General features: G+C 61.5%; 1 protein-coding gene. It reads left to right on the top strand.

All coding sequences use genetic code 11. The features are described 5' to 3' along the window. Positions 1 to 66 precede the first annotated feature (66 nt). A complete protein-coding gene (locus NKI85_RS37760; RefSeq protein ID WP_352692973.1) occupies positions 67 to 891 on the top strand; it encodes an IS5 family transposase in 825 nt (274 codons plus the stop codon). Positions 892 to 908: the final 17 nt, after the last annotated feature.

Genomic DNA, 908 nt, shown 5'->3' with positions numbered 1-908 from the left:
AGAGGCCGTTTTGAAAATCGGCTTACTGGGGTTTCGTCTGAGGCTGGGTTATGATTCAAGCTGTGGATGTGGACAAAGCAGAGCCGTGGCCGGATGGCCCAGATCGCCAAGAAGACCAAGCGCTACCCGTCTGATTTGACGGATGAGGAGTGGGAGCAGTTCGCGCCGCTGATGCCCAAGCCTGGGCGGCGTGGCCGTCCGCGCGAGGTTGATTTTCGCGAGGTGATCAATGCGGTGCGCTACCTGGTCCGTTCGGGTTGCGGCTGGCGGATGCTGCCGATCCACTTTGGACCCTGGCAGACGGTCTATGGCTGGTTTCGAGAGCTGGCGCGGCGATTTTTGTTCCAGACCATCCACGACGTGGCGCTGATGCTGGATCGTGAGCGGGCCGGGCGCGAGGCGAGCCCGTCGGCGGCGGTGATCGACAGCCAGTCGGTCAAGGCTCCGCAAGCAAGAACAAGGGGTTACGACGCCGGCAAGAAGATCGTCGGACGCAAGCGCCATATCGCAGTCGATACGGATGGGCGGCTGTTGATGGTCAACTTGACGCCGGCCGATATCTCCGACAGCGCCGGCGCTCAGGCGATCTTGGATGGTATCCGCCAGCGCTGGCCCTGGGTGAAGCATCTGTTCGCCGACGGCGCCTATGATCGGCTAATGCTCATGGACAAGGCCGCCTATCTGGACTTCGTGGTCGAGGTCATCCGCCGATCCGATGACCAGAAGGGCTTCGAAGTCTTGCCCCGACGCTGGGTCGTCGAGCGGACCTTCGGCTGGATGACAAGATGGCGCCGCCTCGTGCGCGACTACGAGCAGCGCATCGACGTCTCTCACGCAATGATCCTCGTCGCAATGGGCGCAAACCTCATCCGCCGAAACGCTCATCCTTGAATTTCAAAACGGACTCT

Source organism: Mesorhizobium sp. M0571 (assembly GCF_040320985.1).
In the GTDB taxonomy this organism is placed as follows: Bacteria; Pseudomonadota; Alphaproteobacteria; order Rhizobiales; family Rhizobiaceae; genus Mesorhizobium.
Note: the sequence above shows the minus strand (reverse complement) of the source record. Positions and strands in the feature narration are given on the sequence as shown.

What these genes read in the sequence shown, in the direction of transcription:
- NKI85_RS37760 (WP_352692973.1), top strand. Translation starts at nt 67, where the DNA reads ATGTGGACAAAGCAGAGCCGTGGCCGGATGGCCCAGATCGCCAAGAAG.